Annotated in this window: 14 protein-coding genes and 1 pseudogene; 8 read left to right on the forward strand and 7 right to left on the reverse strand. The window is 65.3% G+C overall.

Annotated elements, in window-relative coordinates; all coding sequences use genetic code 11:
• Positions 1 to 33: 33 nt before the first annotated feature.
• From AC5FRV_RS06360 to nosZ, 5 genes are read right to left on the reverse strand one after another with little or no spacing between them, the layout of a single operon-like run.
• On the reverse strand, positions 34 to 981 hold the full coding sequence (locus AC5FRV_RS06360) for an ABC transporter permease (protein ID WP_493560265.1): 948 nt from the start codon (positions 979 to 981) through the stop codon (positions 34 to 36).
• Complete coding sequence (locus AC5FRV_RS06365; protein ID WP_493560266.1) at positions 978 to 1,793, reverse strand: ABC transporter ATP-binding protein; 816 nt, start codon at positions 1,791 to 1,793, stop codon at positions 978 to 980. Before AC5FRV_RS06365 ends, AC5FRV_RS06360 begins: the two co-directional genes overlap by 4 nt.
• Positions 1,774 to 3,168 carry a nitrous oxide reductase family maturation protein NosD gene (gene nosD, locus AC5FRV_RS06370; RefSeq protein ID WP_493560267.1) on the reverse strand — a complete coding sequence of 465 codons (1,395 nt, stop codon included), beginning with the start codon at positions 3,166 to 3,168 and terminating at the stop codon, positions 1,774 to 1,776. The genes AC5FRV_RS06365 and nosD overlap by 20 nt, the downstream gene beginning before the upstream one ends.
• Positions 3,169 to 3,171: 3 nt before the next feature.
• Positions 3,172 to 3,894: a hypothetical protein gene (locus AC5FRV_RS06375; RefSeq protein ID WP_493560268.1), complete on the reverse strand. Its 723-nt coding sequence runs from the start codon at positions 3,892 to 3,894 to the stop codon at positions 3,172 to 3,174.
• 33 nt (positions 3,895 to 3,927) lie between these two features.
• Positions 3,928 to 5,886 (reverse strand): TAT-dependent nitrous-oxide reductase, encoded by a 1,959-nt coding sequence (gene nosZ, locus AC5FRV_RS06380; protein WP_493560269.1) that lies wholly within the window; start codon positions 5,884 to 5,886, stop codon positions 3,928 to 3,930.
• A gap of 332 nt (positions 5,887 to 6,218) precedes the next feature.
• Here nosZ and AC5FRV_RS06385 point away from each other — a divergent pair, with 332 nt between their 5' ends.
• On the forward strand, positions 6,219 to 6,794 hold the full coding sequence (locus tag AC5FRV_RS06385) for a DoxX family membrane protein (protein ID WP_493560270.1): 576 nt from the start codon (positions 6,219 to 6,221) through the stop codon (positions 6,792 to 6,794).
• A gap of 161 nt (positions 6,795 to 6,955) precedes the next feature.
• A pseudogene (locus AC5FRV_RS06390) lies at positions 6,956 to 7,636 on the forward strand (uracil-DNA glycosylase).
• 24 nt (positions 7,637 to 7,660) lie between these two features.
• Here AC5FRV_RS06390 and AC5FRV_RS06395 read toward each other — a convergent pair.
• Positions 7,661 to 8,446 carry an HpcH/HpaI aldolase family protein gene (locus tag AC5FRV_RS06395; protein ID WP_493560271.1) on the reverse strand — a complete coding sequence of 262 codons (786 nt, stop codon included), beginning with the start codon at positions 8,444 to 8,446 and terminating at the stop codon, positions 7,661 to 7,663.
• A gap of 163 nt (positions 8,447 to 8,609) precedes the next feature.
• Between AC5FRV_RS06395 and AC5FRV_RS06400 the strand changes: the two genes are divergently transcribed.
• The 6 genes from AC5FRV_RS06400 (at position 8,610) to AC5FRV_RS06425 (ending at position 15,800) form a co-directional block, all read left to right on the forward strand.
• The gene (locus AC5FRV_RS06400) at positions 8,610 to 9,197 is read left to right on the forward strand and encodes a uracil-DNA glycosylase (RefSeq protein ID WP_493560272.1); all 588 of its coding nucleotides are present in this window, start codon (positions 8,610 to 8,612) and stop codon (positions 9,195 to 9,197) included.
• Positions 9,198 to 9,272: 75 nt separating this feature from the next.
• Positions 9,273 to 9,920 carry an imidazole glycerol phosphate synthase subunit HisH gene (gene hisH / locus AC5FRV_RS06405; RefSeq protein WP_493560273.1) on the forward strand — a complete coding sequence of 216 codons (648 nt, stop codon included), beginning with the start codon at positions 9,273 to 9,275 and terminating at the stop codon, positions 9,918 to 9,920.
• A gap of 278 nt (positions 9,921 to 10,198) precedes the next feature.
• Complete coding sequence (locus AC5FRV_RS06410; protein WP_493560274.1) at positions 10,199 to 11,173, forward strand: hypothetical protein; 975 nt, start codon at positions 10,199 to 10,201, stop codon at positions 11,171 to 11,173.
• Entirely contained in the window at positions 11,170 to 12,906 is a 1,737-nt protein-coding gene (locus AC5FRV_RS06415) for a hypothetical protein (RefSeq protein WP_493560275.1), read from the forward strand. Before AC5FRV_RS06410 ends, AC5FRV_RS06415 begins: the two co-directional genes overlap by 4 nt.
• A 52-nt stretch (positions 12,907 to 12,958) precedes the next feature.
• On the forward strand, positions 12,959 to 14,023 hold the full coding sequence (locus AC5FRV_RS06420) for an outer membrane protein assembly factor BamB family protein (protein WP_493560276.1): 1,065 nt from the start codon (positions 12,959 to 12,961) through the stop codon (positions 14,021 to 14,023).
• 553 nt (positions 14,024 to 14,576) lie between these two features.
• The gene (locus AC5FRV_RS06425) at positions 14,577 to 15,800 is read left to right on the forward strand and encodes a hypothetical protein (RefSeq protein ID WP_493560277.1); all 1,224 of its coding nucleotides are present in this window, start codon (positions 14,577 to 14,579) and stop codon (positions 15,798 to 15,800) included.
• Between the two features lie 283 nt (positions 15,801 to 16,083).
• Here AC5FRV_RS06425 and AC5FRV_RS06430 read toward each other — a convergent pair whose 3' ends face one another.
• Positions 16,084 to 17,769 carry a histidine kinase N-terminal 7TM domain-containing protein gene (locus tag AC5FRV_RS06430; protein ID WP_493560278.1) on the reverse strand — a complete coding sequence of 562 codons (1,686 nt, stop codon included), beginning with the start codon at positions 17,767 to 17,769 and terminating at the stop codon, positions 16,084 to 16,086.
• Between the last annotated feature and the right edge of the window lie 20 nt (positions 17,770 to 17,789).

Consider the following 17,789-nt stretch of genomic DNA (forward strand, 5'->3'; position numbering starts at 1 on the left):
ACGATCACCGGTAACGAGTTACAACCACCACTATCAGGTCGCCGCGATGGTCCCGCGCCAGCGGACGAGAAGCGCCGCTGCGGCGAGGGGGACGGCGACCCACGCGGCCAGCGCGACGGCGAGCAGGCCCGTCGAGAGCCCGGCCGCCGAGAGCACGTTCGCGAAGCCGCCGGTCCCGCCGGCGCCGAGTTCGCCCAGCACCAGCACGCGGTACACCGACGTGGGGTTGGCCAGGACCAGCGCCGTCACCGCGCCCTCGGAGAGGTCGAACGCGGCCACGACGCCGAGCGCGAGCAGGTCGTGGACGAGGACGAACCAGACCCACGCCAGTAGCGCGGCGCCGAGCGCGTGGGTCTTCTCGCGGACGAGCGTCGACAGCGCCACGGCGACGGCGAGGAACGCCAGCCCGAGCGCGGCCGCGGCGAGCAACAGCGTCGCGAGCGCGGGCACGGTGGACGGGCCGTACTCGGAGACGAAGATGGCGCCCGGGATCAGGAAGCCGAGCGCGACGCCGCCGACGAGGACGACCCCGCGACCGAGCGTCGTCCCGGCCAGGATCCGGGTCCGCGTCACCGGCAGCGCCGAGAGGACCTCCAGCCAGCCGCTCTCTGCCGGGCCGACGACGGCGTCGTACCCGTAGGCGAGCGCGGCCAGCGGGACGACGTACACCGCCAGCATCGCGAGACTCGCCGCGGTCCGTTCGAAGCCGGCGGTTCCCGGTGCCGACCCGGCGAAGGTCAACACCAGCATCCCGAACGCGGCGAACAGGCCGACGAGGATGACGGCCCAGCGCCGTCGGAGCCCGAGGCGGACCTCCGTCGCCGCGAGCGAGCCGACCTGCCGGGTGGCGAGGGCGACCCGGCCCACGAGTCCACTGACTGCCGTCGAGTCGCCCTCTGCGTCGACGGTGGATGTGGAAGTCACCGGCGTCCCGCCGTCGCTCTGTGGCTCTTTCTGTGGGCCACTCTGTGGCTCGGTCATGGCGCGCTCTCCTCCCGGTCGGCGGGAGCGGTATCTGGCGGACGCTGGGCCTCGCTGGCTTCCGGACGTTCGGCCGCCGACTGCTCGTAGCCGGGCTGTCCGTCACCGGTGACGACGGCCTCGAACGTCTCCTCGAGGCCGCTCGTCGCGGCTGTCAGTTCGGACAGTTCGCCCGCCGCGAGCAACTGGCCGTCGTTCAGTATCGCCACGCGGTCACAGAGTCGCTCGACCTCCGCGAGCGCGTGCGAACAGACCAGCACGGTCGCGTCGGTCCGCTCGCTCACGTCCTCGACGATGCGATGGAAGGCGACGACGCCGAGCGGGTCCAGGCCGGCGGTCGGTTCGTCCAGCAGCAACACGTCCGGGTCGGGCAATAGCGCGGTCGCCAGTCCCAGTCGGCGCCCCATCCCGTTCGAGAACCCCTCGACGGGTCGGTCCGCGTCGCCGGCGAGTCCGACGGTATCGAGAACCGACGCGACGCGACTGTCCACGTCCGAGAGATCGCGCACGCGACCGGTCACAGCGAGCACCTCCCGGGCCGTCAGTTCGGCCGGGAACCCGGCGCGTTCGGGCAGGTAGCCCACACGCTCGCGGATCTCGGTCCCCGCGGCGGAGACAGTGGTGTCGCCGATGCGAATCGTCCCGCTGTCGGGCGTCTCGTGGCCGATCAGCAGCCTGAACAGCGTCGTCTTGCCGGCCCCGTTCGTCCCGAGCAGGCCGAACGTCGACCCCGAGGGGATCGACAGCGACAGCCCGTCGAGGGCGGTCACGTCGCCGTACGTCCTGGTCACGTCAGTCGTTTCGATGTGCATTGTCTGTGTGGTCGGCGTAGTAGCGCTCCCAGTCGTGGGGCGATTCGACGAGCGGGTGGTGGTCGACGATACCCGGCGATTCGAGCACCGGGAACGAGTTCTCGGCCATGCGGACCGCGGAGAACGCCGGACTCTCCGCGAAGACGGCCGCCTGGGGGTGGTCGTGGAGCACCTGTTCGACGGTGCCGGCGGGCCGGTGGCGTATCTCGCTGACGCCGTCGCCGGACCGGTCGGCCGTCCGGGCGTCCGACCAGTAGTTGCCCCCATCAGTCCCGTTCCACGCGACGACGACGTCGTTGGTCGAGAACGCCTGCAGGTCGTTGTGGACGAAGCTGTTATTGACGACGGTCTGGTCGGTGGAGCCGGCAGTCGAGTGGACGCCGACCGTGTTCGCCATCATCAGGTTGGACTCGATCCGGTTGTCCTGGCCGTTGGAGGCGAACAGGCCGTGCTCGTTGTCGGCCAGTACGTTCCCGCGGATGGTGGTGTCCTCGACGTCCTTGACGAGGATGCCGTGGCCGCTGCCGCCGTCGTTGCCGACGGCCCTGTTGTCGACGATCCGAAGGTTCTCGCTGACCATCAGCGCGTAGCCCACGTCGTTGTCGAACGCGAGGTTGTCCGCCAGCAGGTTGTCGTCGGAGTACATGTAGTGGACGCCGAAGCGCAGGTCCCACATGCGGTTGTCCGTCGCCTCGACGCCCTCGGCCCAGGAGAAGTAGATGCCGTCCCGGACCCGGGTGATGTCGTTGCCGCGCACGACGACGTCCGCGGTCTCCCAGAGGTTGATCCCGTTGCCGCGCTCGGCGTGCGAGCGGACCTCCTCGCGACCGACGATGGTGCTGTTTGCGACGGTGACCCCGTCGACGCCGTCGACCCACACGCCGAAAGTGACCTCGGTGAGCCGCACCGAATCGAGCGTCGCGTCGGTGCCATTGACGAACACGCCCGCGTCCTCGGTGTCGGCCTCCCAGCCGGAGTTGTTGATCCAGACTCGTTCGACGGTGACGTTCGGCGCCTCGATGGCGAGCACGTCGCCCTCGCCGCCGCCGTCGATCATCGCGGCCTCCTGGCTCGCGGCCGCCAGGGTAAGGTTCGCCGTCCGGACGGTCACGTTCTCGTCGAAGCGACCCGAGAGCCGGACGGTGTCACCGGGTTCGGCGGCGTCGACGGCCGCCTGGACGGAGCCGTACTCGGTCCCGTCGACGGTCGCGACGCCGTCCGCTTCGGGCGGTTCGAAGGCGTCGGGGTCCGGGACGTCCGCATCGACGGAGATCGTCTCCGATCGGGCGTCTTCTTGCGGGGCGGCGGCCGCACCGGCCGCCGCCACGACGAGTACGAACGCGGTCAGCACGGCGTACAGCCGACCCAGTCGCACGGGTCAGTCACCTCCCGGCGCGGGCGAGTGGTCCTCGGACTCCCCGTTCCCGAACCGCTCGCGGACGAGCCGCGGGACATCACCGACCGTGGCACGGCTTCCCCGGCAGCGGTACGCGCCGGCGAGTAACGCGACCGCGAGCGCGACCATGTACCCGCCCGGCCCGAACCAGGCGAAGCCGCTGATGTTCGCGACGGCGTAGCCGCCCAGGACCGGGGGCGTGAATCCCTCGACGCCCATGAGCGGCGCGTCCGGGTCCAGCGCGTGGCCGGCCTGGTAGAGCCGGTACTGGATGACGGCGAACATGACCACCAGCACCGACAGGGTGCCGACGAGCTGGGCGGTCAGCCCGAGCCGGAGTTTTCGCTCCGTGGGCGCCAGCGCGACGAACAGGCCGGTCGCCGCCATCGCGAGGAAGGTGACGGGGCCCAGCACCCACTCCGGTGTCCGGATGGCCTTCTCGTGGACCTCGTAGTTGGGCTCCATCAGGACGGGGTCCGGGTAGTAGAACCCGACGTACTTGTTCAGCGCCTGTACCTCGGCGAAGTCGCCGCCGAGTCGGGGGTAGGCGTACAGTTCCACGACGAGCTCCGTCGTCGGGTACTGCGGTGCCAGGAACGTGATCCGCCACATCGGCACCAGCAACGCCCCGAGCATGAGCAGCGCCGCCGCTATCGGCAGCGCGCGTCGGAGTTCGGCCATCCGTGCGATCCGTGTGTGAGTCATGAGCGGAGAGGGGGAAAGGCGGGGACTGGTCGGTTACTCGCTCGGTTCGACGATGAGCCGCGAGCGCATCTCCAGGTGGAGCGCGCTGCAGAAGTACGAACAGTAGGCCCAGTAGACGCCGGGTTGGTCGGCGGTGAACGTCACCTCGCGGGTGTCCTGGGGCACCAGCGCCAGGTCGATGTCGTACTCGGGAATCGCCATCCCGTGGACGATGTCGCTGGTCGTCTCGACGTTCGTCGCTGTGATCGTCACCTCGTCGCCTTCCCTGACGCGGATCTCGGGGAAGGCGTACTCGTTGCGCTTCACGTAGGTCTTCACGTGGACCGTCGAGTCGTCGATCCGCTCGACCTCCGCGCTGTCCTCGTCGACGTACTCGGCGTCGTAGTCGTCGGGGTCGTACACGTCCGCGGGTTCGATCTTGTCCGCGGCGACGATGGAGGCGTCGTGGGGCTCGGGGAACGACGGCTTGTCCTTGATGAGCTCCATCCCGCCCTCGTCGTCGCCGATGTAGATCAGCTGGTCGTTCTCGGGCTTGAGCGGCCCCACGTTGAGGAACCGGTCCTTCGAGAGCTTGTTCAGCGAGATGAGGTAGTCACCCGCCGGGTCCGCCGTGTAGGACTCGGAGGCGATGAGGTGGCCGGGGTTGTAGTGGACGTCGATCTTCTCGACGATGGGGTCCTCGCTGCCTTCCTCGGCGTCGACTGCCGCCTCGATGTCCCACTTGGCGACCTGCGAGTCGATGAACAGCGTCGTGTAGGCGTGCCCGCGGCCGTCGTAAGCGGTGTGCAGCGGCCCCATGCCGACCCGGGGCCGACCGACGATGGCGTCTGCCGGGTCGTCGACCTCGGGCAACTGCTCGATGTCGATGATCGCGCAGGTGGGGTCGAGTTTGCCGCTGGCGATGGCGTACTTCCCGTCCGGGGTGACGCTGACCCCGTGGGGGCTCTTCGGCGTCGGGATGTACTTCACGATTGGTCGGTCGCCCTCGTTGAGCGGACTGTCGCGCGTGCCGTCGACGACGGGGACGCCGTTGATCTCCTCGTAGTCGCCGGCCTCGACGGCTTCCTCGATGGCCGGGACGTCGAAGGCCTTCACCCAGTCCCGATCCGACTTGGTCATCTCCGCCTCGGTCGTCCCGTGCTCGCTGTTGTAGCCGGTGGTGAAGAACCAGCGCCCCTCCTTGCCGCCGTCGCCGTTGTCCATGTTCCCGTCGACGGCGACCTCCCACTCGACGTTCATCGACTCGGGGTCGATGGCGGCGATGGTCGAGGAGTACGCCTCGGGGTCGTCGAGGTCGCGGCCGTCGTTCTGCATCGGGGCGCGGAACTCGCCGACGCCGAAGACGTACTTGGTGTCCGGCAGGAGACAGCAGGCGCCGTGGGTCCCCTGCTGGTTCGGGATGTCGACGATGGCGTCCGTCTCGAAGTATTTGAGGTCGATCCGGGCCATCCGGCCGTTGGCCTTGTCGTTGACGAACGCCCAGCGGCCGTCGTAGTCGTTGTCCGTCTGGGAGACGCGCGGGTGGTGGGTGTCACCCCAGCGGTAGTCGCCGCCCTCGTTGGCCAGCATCTCGCTGGTCCGGTTGTCGTGGCCGTACCCCGTCGCGCTCTCCTCGTTGAACACCGGGATGCGCGTGAGTTCCCGCATCGAGGGGATCCCCAGGATGCGGATCTCGCCGGAGTGACCGCCGCTGAGAACCCCGTAGTACTGATCGAGTTCGCCTGGGCCGACGTGGTGTTCGCCGTTTTCGCCGGCTGCGGTCCCCTGGCCACTCGCCCCACCGTCGCCGCCGTCGAGGACGCCGAGACAGCCGGCCGTCGCGCTCACGGCGCCGAGTGCCCCGGCGGCCTTCACGAAGTCGCGCCGGTCGACGGACAGCCGCGGCAGTTCGAGCGACGTGCCCTCGTCCGCGTCGTCCCCGTCGCGCTCCCCGCGGAGCGCGTCGAGTTCCTGTTCGTGCTCCGCGATCGAATCGTCGGTGTTTGCGGTCATTGTTGTGGTGTGTCCGGTCGGTGAACCGTTCTACAGCCGCAGCTACCGGGATCGTACGTATACCCCCGCCGGGGATTCTCGGGCGGCTGGAAGCGAGCCGAACCCGTTCGACCGTTTATTTAGGGCCTGGCCGGCGGCCGCCCGTCGGACCTCGGCGACGGCCGTCGGTCGGCCCCGCAACCTCGGCACCGACCCTTCGGCGTCCGCGCACGCGCAGCGACCGTTCGATCGCACCGGATTCTCAGTTCGTGGGAGTGGTTCTCCCGTTTCGGGAACTCGCTGCTCGCTTCAAGAGGTATCACTGCCAATTACCAACTGTAGAGGAATACACTATGGCAACCAATCAACGGCGCCTCGGCGCGGAACTGTTCGGTCGGGAGACCGAGTTCGACTACGCGGAAAACAGGATCGGCTACGCCGTCCTGGCGCTCCGCATCACGATGGGCTGGGTGCTGCTCCAGGGCGGGGTCACCAAGCTGATCACCTACCTGGACGCCACCGCGGAGAACAACTGGACGGCGGCGGGGTACCTGGCCAACGCCATCCCCGAGGGCAACCCCATGGGCGACCTCTGGCTGGCGATGGCCGGCAACCCCGTCATCGACGTCCTGGTGATGTGGGGGCTGACCCTCACTGGTCTGGGACTCATCCTGGGCGCGTTCGTCCGCTGGAACGCGTTCTGGGGCGCCGTCATGATGCTCATGTTCTGGGCCGCAGCGCTCCAGGGCGGCATCACTGCGGGCCTCCCCATCGCCCACGGCTGGGTCGTGGACGACCACATGGTCTACGCGGCGCTACTGTTCGGGCTGGGCGCCATCGGCGCGGGCCGCATCCTCGGCCTCGACGCCTACCTCGAGGACCTGGACCTCGTCCAGAACAACGCCTGGCTGCGCTACCTCATGGGGTAGCGGGCCGGCGCTAGCTGTCTAATTCACCGGGGCCGCCGACCCCTTTCACTCGCCGTCGGCCCGGCGCGATTCGCTTTCTTCCGACGTTCCCGACCCGTGAGCGACGGCGATCCGTGAGCTACAAATCCGCTGCCCGCCCACCGACGACCGTGGCGCCGACAGTGCCGCCGTTCCCCGATTCCGACGACAAACTCGTCCTCGCCGAGCAGTGTGGGCGCTGTCCAAACCTCGTCGAGAGCCGCGAGTGCATCTCCTGGGGGAACGGTCCCCTCGACGCCGAGATCATGGTCGTCGGCGAGGCCCCCGGCGAGGGAGAGCCCGACGTGCCGAAGTGGCAGGGCGGCAACTGGACGGGGATGTCATACACCAACCGGCGGTCGGCTGAGCATGGCGAAGCCGACCTCGACAGTCGAGCGTAGCGAGTCTGTCGGCGCTCGGGGCAGAAGATCCGGACCTTGCTCGCCGACGCAGGGTACGGCCACGCGGACTGTTTCTTCTCCGCCGCCGTCCGGTGCCATCCCGAGGGGAACCGCGACCCCACCGCGGCGGAACTGGACAACTGTCGCCCGTTCCTTCGAGAGGAAATCGAGACGGTAGAACCCCGTGCGGTCGTCACGACGGGTAAGCACGCCACGGAGAGCGTCCTCGCCATCGAGGGCGAGACCATCGCTGGGTTTCTGGACGCCGTCCTCGACCCGAAACGATGCCCTTCGCTGGGCGCGACCGTCGTGCCGATTCTGCATCCCTCGTACCAGGATGTGTGGATCTCGCGGCTGGGCTACGACCGCGGGGACTACGTCGCCGAGATTCGGGAGACGCTGGGTGCGGTCGGCGAAGAGTGAGGGGCGCGCCGAGGGCGGGACCGCTCAGACGTCCGCGTCGTCGAGCCAGCCCTGGGCCGCCGCCTTCACCGCGCCCGTCGTGGACCCGACGTTGAGTATCTGGTAGCCTTTCTCGGCCTTCTCGTTGGCGTCGTCCATGCCGAAGGCGAGGTTACCCACGGGGACGCCGGCCTCTGCCGCTTTCGACCGGGCCGTCTCGACGGCCTCCTCGACCTCGGGATGATCGGCCTCGCCAGGGTGGCCCAGCGAGACCGAGAGGTCCAGCGGGCCGAGGAAGACGAAGCCGAGTTCGGGAACGTCGAGGATGGCGTCCAGGTCGTCGATGGCCGCCTGGTTCTCGATGGTGACGCCGACCATGACCTCCTCGTCCTCCGTGGCAGCGTAGTCCTCGGCCTGGCCCCATCGGCTGGCGCGGGGGTTCGCCATCCCGCGGCGGCCGGGTTCGTCGCCCACCTCGAAGTGGGCGGCGCTGACGGCCCGCTCGACGGCCGCCGCGCTCTCGACCTGGGAGATGAACAGGTTGCGCACGCCCACGTCGAGGCACTTCCGGACCATGCTCGCGTTCGCCGCCGGGACGCGGACGAGCAGTTCCGTGTCCGTCCCTTCGGCGGCCCGGAGCAGGTTCTCCAGCGCGTCGCCGTCGCGTGGACTCGGCCCGCCGTGTTCGAGGTCGATCCAGACGAAGTCCATCCCGAGGTCGCCGTACAGTTCGACGAGGGTCGGGCTGTAGGCGCTGTCGAGCACGCCGAGCGCGACGTCGCCCGATTCGACGGTCTCGCGGAGGCCGTTAGTTCGGTGAGGATTCACCATACTGACACGACGGGCCTGGGGTGGATAAGGGCACGGGGGCGACGGGGTAGCGGTCGCCGCGCGCGGCCGGTGCGGGCGGGCGGTCGTCGCCAGCGGGCGGGGGTCCGCAGGCGACCGAGTCGCCTCCCGCACCATTAAAGCCGGCGCCCGCCCCAGCGAATCCATGGACGAGATGGAGGGCGTCTGCGTCGAGGACTGCACCCGCTGCGAGGCGCTGGTCGCCTCGCGCTCGCGCATCGTCAACGGCGCTGGGCCCGCGGACGCCGACCTGCTGTTCGTCGGCGAGGCGCCAGGCGCGCGGGAGGACGAGCAGGGCGAACCGTTCGTCGGGCGCAGCGGCGACGTGCTCGACGACGCGCTCCGGGACGCCCGCCTCGACCGCGGCGACGTCCGCATCACCAACTGCGTGCGCTGCCGGCCGCCGGACAACCGCGACCCGACGAAAGAGGAACTGGCCAACTGCCGGGGCTACCTCGAAACCGAGATCGACCGCGTCGACCCCGAAATCGTCGTCACGCTGGGGAAGGTCCCCGCCGAGCACCTCCTCCAGCGGGACGTCGCCGTGACCGCCGAGGCGGGTGACGTCGTCGACGTGGAAATCGAGGGAACGCGGCGGCAGGTCCTGATCTGCGTCCACCCCGCCGCGACACTGTACGACCGGAGCCAGGAGGACACCTTCGTCGACACTATCGCGAAGGCGGCCGACTACACCGACGCCGAGAGTGGGCAGTCGCGGCTGGGCGACTACTGAATTGCTCATTTCCCGTCCCACCCCGGCGTTGCGCGAACAGGAAGCCACTTGACGCCGGGTGGCCAACTTCCTCACATGGCAACGAAACAGACCGCCGCCGAGGTGGTCGTCGTCGACTACGGGCTGGGGAACCTCCGCAGCGTCACGCGCGGACTGGAACGCGCCGACGCCGCCGTCGAGGTGTCGGCCGACCCCGCCGACCTCGACGCGGCGGACGGCGTCGTCCTCCCCGGCGTCGGCGCCTTCAGCGAGGGGATGGACAACGCCGGGCCCTTCCGCGACGTCCTCGCCGAGCAGGCCGCCGACGGCAAGCCCCTGTTCGGCATCTGCCTCGGCATGCAGATGCTCCTGACCACCAGCGAGGAGGCAGAACGCGAGGGCCAGGGCGACGTCGAGGGCCTGGACCTCATCCCCGGCACCAACGTCCGCTTCGCCCAGGGCCAGAAGATTCCCCACATGGGCTGGAACGAACTCGACGTCCGCCGCGACCACCCCCTGGTCGACGGTGTGGACGGCGAGCACGCCTACTTCGTCCACTCCTACTACGCCGAACCCGAGGACGAGAACGCGGTCGTCACGACGACCGACTACGAGGTGGAGTTCCCCTCCATCGTCGCCAACGAGGCTGGCAACGTCTTCGGCACGCAGTTCCACCCCGAGAAGAGCGGGGAGACGGGACTGCAGATTCTGCGCAACTTCGTCGAGATTTGCGCGGAGAGATAAATAACAAGTTATATCGATAATAGATTGGCCAAATCTCTGAAAGAGTATACCAAAACTCCTTCCGACTTTCTGGTCAGACTGTGTTTTTCTATTGATACCGTCGGATACTATCTAATTCTGAATGTTTTGCCAAGATCCGTTTCATCCACAGCCATTTCGGCTAACTCAGGTAACCACTATTTTATCCAATAGACGATATATGGATGTGTACTTTCATATTTTGATATAATTTTATCTTACATTTATTTATAGTAGGAGATTAGTTGGTATGTATCGATATGGTGGGTGAAGACGACAAACTCGGATCGAAACGCCGACGGTCGATACTCCAATACGCTGCAATTGCCGGTGGTAGTGGGATGCTGTTCTCTGGAACCGCAGCCGCGAACCGCTCCAGTGGAACAAATGATACTGGCTCTTCGGAAAACACAGTTCGGCTGGGAGACTTTGAATCGGGAAGAGACGGGTGGAAGACCGACGGTGGAAACGAACTGACGCGCGTCACCGACCAGCAGTTCCCCGCCGGCATCGCCAGTGGGGAACACGCCCTCGGTGTGGATGTACGGGGCGACCTGTTCCCGGCGATTCGGAAGCAAAAGGACCTGAAAGAGATCGATTTTTCGAAGTATCCGTTTCTTCAGACACACGTCGTTGGCCTGGCCGAAGACACGGACTCAGACTTACTCTTCCAGTTCCGCTTGCACCACAAGCCAGTAAAAGGAAAGAAAGGGAAGGGTGGGAAGACATCCGAGAATAAGAAGAAAAGCGAGGGACCCTCGCGTGGAAAACCAAAGCACGTTGTCGAGTCTGAGTTCAAACGGGTACCCCAGATCTCCCCGAAAGAAGTCCAGTGGGACCTGCGTGACCTCTCGAACGAGATACTCCAGTCTGTCAAACGAGTCGAAATCGTCTGGCAGCTTGCCGATCACAGGGCTGAGGGAGGACCTCGTGGCCGGACGAAGGGAGACTTCGACTACCATGGCATGGTGCTCTTTGACGATATTCGACTCTTGGAGGCGAATCCGCAGACCCCTGAACAACAGCAGGTCGACAAAAAACGAGCGCTACACCGCGAACACGGGATGATAGTCGAGAGAAAGTTCGAGACACGAACGGAAGGTCTTGAAAGGGGAACCCTCGTTTTCAGCGACGGTACCGAAATTCCGTACCAGTTTGAGGTCCTCGGCACCGGGGGATATCGCTATACTATCGACGGTGAAACGTTTGGGTCAAACGGTGGTGATGATCGATGAAAGACTCATCCAGTACTAATGAGGACATCCCTCTCGACACTCTATCAGGTAAACCTTCTCTCGACGTTGCAAACGAACTAGGGTTTTTCCTCTGGCATGATAACGGAAGTTTCTATCTCGATTTCAATGGAAATACGCAAGACACTGGACTGCGCCATTCTATCGAACTGGATATTGCGGTCGATCAGGGCTCAATAAACCTTGTCAACAAACGAAGCTGGAACCCTAGTGATGAAATTCTCGAAGAGAGTGATACTCGTCTGCATGCCAGAGCTGGCATCGGAAATGGATATGACGGTATACAATTCCAGGTGTCTGATACGAATGCGGTCCAGTTCGATCTAAAGATAACGGAAGGATATCCGGATAGTGAGTGGCAGGCACTTACAGATTCTCAGCGCATCGAATTTATGGCTGACCAGGAATATTCCTACAAACCTGAGCTCGTGTTCTTGGGAGGGGACAAAGACACGCCCGATGGTATCCCTTTCTCTGTTTCTATTACCGAGGGAGAGTCTTCGAGTATTAGTGCATCCGCTACAACACTCCAATTCATTCCCGGGAAAGAAGAGAATCCATCGAAAGACGGCCACCCGTTAGATAGCGGTTTGATGCAGGTCTTTCCACCGGGGTTGGAATTTGACGTTCCAGGCAACGATCTTAGACTGGCCGCGCTTCCGGTCCTTGATAGCTGGATAGGTGGGGACATGACTGAGGAGCTTCCGACTAGACTTAAAGAAGCTCGAGAGTCAGAGCCGGGGAAGTATGTTGATGATGCGGGTGACGACGCTTTTAACCATTACAGAATTGAGAACGGTGTGCGAATTTCGTTCGAGACTACTGATGATGGAGGCGTCGATCAAGATACGGTCGAAATTACGTTTACCGAGGAAGGCCCGGATGGAGACGATCCGATAGTCTCGCGTGGGGATCAACAGAACTCGAAAACGGTACTTCATAGAAGTGATTGGAATACCATTCCGTGGGAAGAATGGTACGGTGAGAGTGTCCGCCCATCGAATCGACATCCACGACACTATCAGTACGATACTGAGTTCGAATTTGACGGTGTCGAAGGTGTTCGGGTGCTCACGATACTCGGGGGCTGGGCAGGGTTCATGGGAGATGCTTCACGACGGGCGGCAGACGATCCTGTTGAGTTCTTTAACACGATCTGGGGATGGAACCTGTCGGACGATCTCGAAGCGAAACTCGCCATGCTCGCCGCTCCAGAAGAAGTCCAGTTCGTTCTGGACTTTCTCACGACTGTCCCGAACACGTTCACCTTCATCGATTTCGTCGTCCTCACTGACGGTCGGCGTTTCTTGCGAGTTTGGGATGCGAGCCAATACCCTTCCCTGGCCGTCTACGTCGATGGGATTCAACAAAGTCAGGAGAAAATGTCGTACGAGCCACGTGAACTGATTAATGGGCCAATGACTAGCTTCATGCTGGAGGCTGCGGCTGGTACTACCCCTTACACCGCTCCCTCACCGCTCTACAAACAGATCCTGTCTCTCCCGGAATTACTCGAGGATTTGGTCGGGAACTACAAAAGACAAACCGTGAACGTGTTACGCGATCCGGTAGACGTGAATGATATCATCCGGCCCATACCACGAGAGACACTGGAAATCAGTCCTAATGGGGATCTAGTTGAGAACCCAGACGATCCCTTTGGCCCGGCGGAGGAGCTACCGATACCACTCTCCGGAACACTGAACCCCCAGTAGTAGGCTAACTAGATCTGAATAATATTTCGTTGAATACTGGGCCTACGTACTAATGTTTCGACGCACATTTCTCACGACGCTCACCGGTGTTACGGCCGGAAGCGCAGGCTGTATGCACCTCTCATCGAGCGAGACCGATGAGTGGACGCCGGATCCTGACCAGTTGCGATGGCGTTATTGGGCGAATGGTCGGGTTGTTTCTTCTCCACTTTTGAGCAATGGCAACCTCTACGTCGGGAGCTTTGATGGTCACCTCCGTTCGCTATATTCAGCGAACGGTTCGGTCAATTGGAAGTTCGTGACCGAGGATGAAATCTGGTCGAATCCAACGATTCACGACGAGACGGTTTACATCGGAAGTGTGGATGGCAATCTCTACGCGGTGGGCACAGGCGGCGCGGAAGAGTGGCGATTCGAAACTGGCGATGGCATCTGGAGCAGCAATCCGACGGTCGCTGAGGATATCGTGTTTGTGGGGAGCTCTGACGGAAATGTCTACGCCATTGATGCCTTACACGGTAACGAAAAGTGGAACTTCCCGACTGGGGACGGAGTATTCGCTGGGCCCACAGTAACAGATGGAGTTCTCTACATAGGAAGCAGAGACGAAAACTTTTACGCACTTGACGCCACTAACGGTGAGCAGCTTTGGAAATTCGCGGCTGAGGACAACGTGGACGTTGACGCAGCTGTCGCTAACGAATTCGTCTTCATCGGCTCGAAGGACGGCATCCTCTACGCTTTCGACCGCCACAACGGCGACCTCCACTGGTCGCTCGAAACCGACCTCGACATCAACTGTGCGCCCGTCGTCTGGAACGACACAGTCTATACCGGCAACTATCTGGGTGTCCTCTACGCCGTCGACGTCGAGACGGGCGAGGTGCGCTGGACGAGCGAGAAGCCAGAAGGCCCGCTCAACGGCGACCCCGCTATCGTCGACGGCGTCCTCTACATCGGCGACCGACCTGGGTTCCTCCGCGCATTCGACGCCGAGACCGGCGAACAACTGTGGACATACGAGACCGGAAACGCGGTCCAGTCGAAACCCGTCGTCACCGACGACACCGTCTACTTCGGGAGCAACGACGGGTACGTCTACGCTATCGAGCGGTAGAACGTGAACACCACTTCGCGCGTCCACTTTCGTGCGACAGCCGATCGCACGTAGACCATTTGCCGATGTGTACACGACAATCGAACGAGAACATGGCGCTGACTGACGTCCGTCTGGGACTGCTGTCGTGAACTCCGTCTGGTCGCTCCACCGAAACTGCATGACGCCCTCCGCTACCCACGAAGGTTGATACAGCGCCTGTTTCTTTCTCCTTGCTGAGGTAGCTATATTAGCAGGTCAGTCGTACTGTCGACCCAAGGATGCCCGGCGAATCTCGGCGGCGATTACTATTCATCACCGTCGCCTGCAGTATCGCGGCTATAGTGCAGGCGTACAGCGTACTCGTCGGTGACGGCGGCGTCTGGGCAGTTGTTGCGACGCTCGGCTTTTCGGTCGTCGTATCTATCTCGGGTTGGCAACTCTGGTCCCGCCACCGGTCCGACGAGACTGTCCCAGGGTAGTACGCGCCGTTACCGAACGGACGAGACCTCACCCGACTCCTGCTCGTCACGACTCCAAACGATTTTATCCGAATCTCCGAAACCCACTGGCGATGGTATCCGACAGGCTCCCCGAGTGGGGGGTGACCCGCTCGTTCACTGCCCTCGGCGTCGACGTCGCCGACGCCACCGTCTTCGTCGTCGGCCACTTCCTCGCCGTCCTCCTCTCCAGCGCGGTCTGGCTCGCGCTGGGGGCGCTGTTCGCCGCCGTCGATCCCGTCCCCGGAGGCGTCGGGCCAGCGCCGCTCGCGACGGTCGTCTGGCTGGCGATCATCGTTACCGGGCCGGCCGTGGTCGTGGCGCGCGTCCTGCGCGCACCGATCCGGACGCGACTCACGGACCGGCCGACCGTGGTCCTGGTGCCGCCACTCGTGCTGCTCGGGGCAGTCCTCGCCGTCGTCGTCGAAACCGCCGCCACTCCCCTGGCAGTGCTGGCACTCGTCGTCGCGACGTTCGTCCTGGTCCGCCGGGTCGTCCACCTCTACGCACAGCACGTGCGCGTCGGGCCGCTCACCCGCACGGCCCGGTTCCGGGTGGCGACGGCCGCGCTGCTCCCCCTCTCGTTCGTCCTCCTGTTCCTGAACGCCGCCGCGCTGGACGGCGTCGTCCCCCTCGGCGACACCGGGTGGGCCTGGCTCCGGGACGCGCTGGCGACGCTGGGCCTCCCGGTGCTGGTCAACGTCGGCGAGGCGACGTTCGACGCGCACGTCCTGGCGCTGCTGGCCGCACCGGTGGTCCTCTGCGGGATGTACGTCGTCAGTCAGCTGCTGGGCGCCGCGGCGGTCGTCATCACCGAGGGCCGGGGGAGCGCTGGACCGCGTCCGGTCGTCGACCGCGTCGCGAGGGGCACCGTCGCGTTGCCCGGCAGCGGCTCCGTCGCGACGTGGCTTTGGACGGTCGTGGGCGGAACCGCACCGTCGCCGGTGCCGGCGAGCCCCGCCGCCGTCACCCTGCCCGACTCGAAGGCCGACTGGAAGTACGACGACGCCGACGCCGAGCGGGCCCACCGGCGCGCTCAGCAGCGTGACCCCGCCGAGGCCGTCGAAATCGGGGAGGTCGTCCCGCTGGTGCTGGAGGAGGCCGACTACAGCTCCGACCCGCCGACCGTCATGGGCTCGCGCAACGCGCTCAAGGTGTTCGTCGAGGACGTTCCCCGCGGGCTCTCCGAGCGTGACACCATCTGCGTGAAGGTGACCGACTACGGCGGCAAGCGCACCAGCGCCGAGGCCGTCTTCCTCTCCCGGGGTCGCTGCTCGAAAGCCGACCGGCGCGCCTGACGGGCCCGAGAAGTTGGGTCGATGACACGATCACCACTTCTGAGAAACGGGCCGCACACCGCGACCAGGCGGGCTGTCGCGCCCCAGAGCTGCGACATTCGCTCCACCCGAAGCGAGGGTCTGTATCGCCCCGCCGAACCCCGAAACCGGTGCCTGCACCGCCGAACACCCTCGAGAGACGATACTACGGACCTCCATTCGAATGTGACACCGATACCCAACCCCTTGGCTTCGACTCTACTCGTCACAGCGAGCGGAAAGCTGACTCCGTCCCACAGCGTCCTCAGTCGTCGGTTCCGCGGCGGGGGAGCGTGAGGCTTGCGACGGTGCCGTCGTCGCTCACGTCGAAGGCCAGGTCGCCGCCGAGCTGGCGGGCGCCCCAGCTCGCCAGCCAGAGCCCCAGGCCCGTGCTGTGTTCGAGGTCGGTCTCCCGGCCCGAATCGATGACGGCCAGTTCTTGGTCGGGCACGCCGGGGCCCTCGTCCGCGACGCGAACGGTCACCGACTCCACGCCGGCGTCGACGTCGACCCGGACCGCGTCGCCGCCGTCGGGCGACCCGTGCTGGAGTGCGTTCTCGACGAGCGCCTCTGTCACGACCCGGAGCGTCTCCTCGTCGGTTTCGAGGGTCGCGGGCGAGCACTCGAGGGTTATCGACCGCTCGGGGAACGCCTCGCGGAGGTCCTCGACGACGTCGGCCAGCAGGTCGTCGAGGGCGACGGGCGTCTGCCGCGGCTCGCGAGCGACGATCTGCTCGACGCTGCGAGCCTTCTCACCGAGCGCGACCAGTTCGTCGGCCTTGCGCTCGACCGTGTCGAGCATCCCCGAGACCTCCTCGTCGTCGACCAGGTCGTTGGCGGTGGTGGTGAACCCGTGGACGACGGTCATGTCGTTGCGGAGGTTGTGCCGGAGGACGCGGTTGAGCACTTCGAGGCGCTGTTCGCGCTGGAGTTCCTCGGTGACGTCCTGGAAGACGACGGTGTAGCCGACGTGGGTGTCGCCGCCGTCGCGGAGCGGTCTGGCGGTGACGTTGAACGTGTGGGGCGCGCCGTCGCGCTCGATGGTGACGCGCTGGTCGCCGACGGTCGGGTCGAGACTGTCGCCGTCGAGGTAGTCGTCCAGGGGGTTCGTGAGCGCTGCCCGCCGGTCCACGTCGAGCAGCGTCGCCGCCGCGGCGTTGACCGTGACGACGCGGCCCTGCTCGTCGACGATGACGACGGGGTTCCCCAGGTCGTCGAGGGCCGCTCGCTCCCCCGTCCGCCGGGTCGCCGGGTGGAACTCGAACATGTCGCTCCCGACGAAGGCGTAGGCGTCGAAGAGGACGTGCGGGAGGAAGAGCACCGTCGCGAAGTTCACCGTCGGCACCGGCCCGAGACCGAACAGCCAGGCGTACAGCGCCGCCGTCGGCGGGAGCGTGCTCAGGCCGACGGCGACCGCTTCCCGGCGGTACAGCGGCCCGTAACTCACGACGGTGTCGAGCAGGAGCACGCTGGCGACGATGGGGAACAGCGCGCCGACGGCGGCGACGGTCAGCGCCCACGGCTGGAGCGCGTAACTCGCCGTCGCGACGCCGGCGACGGGGAGAACCTCGAACCCGGTCCAGACCAGCCCGTGCCAGGGGTTCGTTGCGACGGCGACGGCCACGCCGACCGGGAGCGCCAACAGGACGCGGCCGACCCTCGTCCGGACGAACCGGCCGCGGCCAGTGTACCCCAGCGCGAACGCGAGGAAGGTGACGCTCATCGTCGCCATGGCGGCCCAGACGACGACTTCGAGGGCGAACCGGAGCGCCGGGTCGGAGACGAGCAGCGCCGCGGCGTAGGTGCCGCTCCAGACTGCCTGGCCACCGAGACTGACCAGGAACCACCGGGCTCCGGGCTTGTCGCGGTATTGCCAGAGCGAACCGATCAGGAAGACCGTTCCGACCCCTGCGACCGCCGAGGCGACGACGAGCCAGGTGCCGGGAACCATTTCGTGTACACTGCGCGTAC

The organism is Halomicrobium sp. HArcel3 (assembly GCF_058933135.1).

Bases quoted from the DNA above. Each gene is read 5' to 3' on its own strand.
- AC5FRV_RS06385 (WP_493560270.1), top strand. From the start codon at position 6,219: ATGGCAACCAATCAACGGCGCCTCGGCGCGGAACTGTTCGGTCGGGAG.
- AC5FRV_RS06415 (WP_493560275.1), top strand. From the start codon at position 11,170: ATGAAAGACTCATCCAGTACTAATGAGGACATCCCTCTCGACACTCTA.
- AC5FRV_RS06410 (WP_493560274.1), top strand. From the start codon at position 10,199: ATGGTGGGTGAAGACGACAAACTCGGATCGAAACGCCGACGGTCGATA.
- hisH (WP_493560273.1), top strand. From the start codon at position 9,273: ATGGCAACGAAACAGACCGCCGCCGAGGTGGTCGTCGTCGACTACGGG.
- nosZ (WP_493560269.1), bottom strand. From the start codon at position 5,886: ATGACCGCAAACACCGACGATTCGATCGCGGAGCACGAACAGGAACTC.
- AC5FRV_RS06425 (WP_493560277.1), top strand. From the start codon at position 14,577: ATGGTATCCGACAGGCTCCCCGAGTGGGGGGTGACCCGCTCGTTCACT.
- AC5FRV_RS06365 (WP_493560266.1), bottom strand. From the start codon at position 1,793: ATGCACATCGAAACGACTGACGTGACCAGGACGTACGGCGACGTGACC.
- AC5FRV_RS06400 (WP_493560272.1), top strand. From the start codon at position 8,610: ATGGACGAGATGGAGGGCGTCTGCGTCGAGGACTGCACCCGCTGCGAG.
- AC5FRV_RS06395 (WP_493560271.1), bottom strand. From the start codon at position 8,446: ATGGTGAATCCTCACCGAACTAACGGCCTCCGCGAGACCGTCGAATCG.
- AC5FRV_RS06430 (WP_493560278.1), bottom strand. From the start codon at position 17,769: ATGGTTCCCGGCACCTGGCTCGTCGTCGCCTCGGCGGTCGCAGGGGTC.
- AC5FRV_RS06420 (WP_493560276.1), top strand. From the start codon at position 12,959: ATGTTTCGACGCACATTTCTCACGACGCTCACCGGTGTTACGGCCGGA.
- AC5FRV_RS06375 (WP_493560268.1), bottom strand. From the start codon at position 3,894: ATGACTCACACACGGATCGCACGGATGGCCGAACTCCGACGCGCGCTG.
- AC5FRV_RS06360 (WP_493560265.1), bottom strand. From the start codon at position 981: ATGACCGAGCCACAGAGTGGCCCACAGAAAGAGCCACAGAGCGACGGC.